At 43.6% G+C, this 1700-nt stretch carries 1 protein-coding gene and 1 pseudogene; both read right to left on the bottom strand.

From position 1 onward, the window contains the following. Positions 1-873 (bottom strand): annotated as a pseudogene (locus FTW16_RS01875) (hypothetical protein); the annotation flags it as partial. After that, the gene (locus FTW16_RS01870; RefSeq protein WP_146489853.1) at positions 860-1603 is read right to left on the bottom strand and encodes a hypothetical protein; all 744 of its coding nucleotides are present in this window, start codon (positions 1601-1603) and stop codon (positions 860-862) included. The gene FTW16_RS01870 and the pseudogene FTW16_RS01875, both read right to left, overlap by 14 nt. Between the last annotated feature and the right edge of the window lie 97 nt (positions 1604-1700).

Raw genomic sequence — 1700 nt, 5'->3', positions numbered from 1 at the left:
AGCATCGGTTTGGTCTAAGGTAGCGCCATTCAATGTAAGCTCGATCAGTGCATCATCGGAATCTCGAATTGCATAGAGTTTATCTGCGTATAGAAATGGAACAGACAACTGTGACGTATCGTAATTAAAGTTGTGCTCTGTACCGTCTGGCTCTAGCCACGTTAAGCTATCACCACTCCAAGGAACGGTGACAATATCACCTGTTGATAGAATGACATTGTTTCGGAAGTAATCATCAAAGACTTTAGAAATGGTAAACGTATCATCAACAAGTTCTGCTTTATGCAGGCTGAGTTCATCACTGTGCCTTAAGTAAATACGTGTGCTATCTCCGTTGTGGGAAAAGCGTGTGTTGGTGACCCAAGCCTCATGTTCAGCTTCCACCTTCTTGTAGATAGGAACGCCGCTCTCGACCAATGGATAAAGATCACCGGTATTCTTGTCCTGTATGAGGGTGTAATTACCTTCATACACCACGTCATCCACGGTGACGGTGACATTACTCATGTTGATTACCGAGTAGGTGGTATTTAGGTCGACGATCATATCGATAGTCGGAGTCATAACGCTCTCAGCATCACCGCCTTCAAAGCTAATCGAGCTTACTTCACCGTTTTCTGGGTTCTCATAAACGTAAGCACTTTGCCCGTCATCTAAAGGCATATTGAACGCGGCTGCTCTAGAGTATGCTCGATAACCAGTTAGATCGTGAGCGCGAGGCTTAAAGGTCTGAAAACCATCATTAACAACACTCATGCTTGATATTGAGCGTGTTTGGTCGCTAGGTGGGGTACTGGATCCCCCTCCGCAAGCTGTCAGAGCTAAAGCAATAGAGCTGACGAGAGTTGTCCTGAGTAACTTAGTATTTTTCATGATCATTCCTTGTGTGGTTAGTTAAACATTTTGGTCTTGAGTTTTCTTTAGAGGTAATGGCCTCAGATAGTAAAAATCCTTCAGGGTAGGTGAACTCAAACGTACTGACGTAAATGTCTTGAATTTGGTTGAGAGGAGCCGCGCAAATACGCTTTTTGAACTGGTAGATCAATTGAAGGCAATCATTCTCTAACACAAGCCCAAGTGGACAAACGTATTGAAGTACTTGTTCGTTACGTAGGTGGAGCCGAGCTTCGCGTTGGTAATAGATGGATAGACAAAGTTTGTCAAAGACAGCTACGTCATAATCGCCTTTGTGATAGGGCTGCTTACGTCGAACATGACTACGTGGCCTTAGGTTATGATTCGTTGATAGCAAGGGCATAAAAGTGCATTGCACACTTGATAGATAACTTTCAGGAAGAACTGATTTCAAGTTCTCAAAAGCAAATTCAAGAAGCACAGATTCTTGTGGTCCCAAGGAGAATATAGGGTGGGTTCTTCTGTGATAGCTATATGGGAGGCTTCTATCGTCTTTTTCTACATCTAGATAAGTCGTCAAGATGTTCAAGCAGCGTTGTACTGTGCGTTTCGAGCGTTCAATGCCCGTGTTTGTTAATCGTTGATGAACTTCGTTCGTTGTGATCTTTCGTTGAGTTGGGATGAGAGAGTAAACTTCAAACACCAACTCAATATGTTCGATGCGTTGCTTGTTGGGTTTAGAGGGCATGGGACCACCAAAATTGAAACGTGATCAATCGCCTCAACACATTTAAGTGATGAGCTAAAGAATCAACGTGATTAGAGATCGGCTGGTGGCCACACAG

Origin of the sequence: Vibrio sp. T20, assembly GCF_007858795.1 — a bacterium.
GTDB classification, from domain to species: Bacteria; Pseudomonadota; Gammaproteobacteria; order Enterobacterales; family Vibrionaceae; genus Vibrio; species Vibrio satsumensis.
The sequence above is the reverse complement of the archived record's forward strand: the minus strand, read 5'-3'. Positions and strand labels throughout refer to the sequence as shown.

Coding starts and splice junctions, on each gene's coding strand:
- FTW16_RS01870 (WP_146489853.1), bottom strand. CDS start 1,603: ATGCCCTCTAAACCCAACAAGCAACGCATCGAACATATTGAGTTGGTG.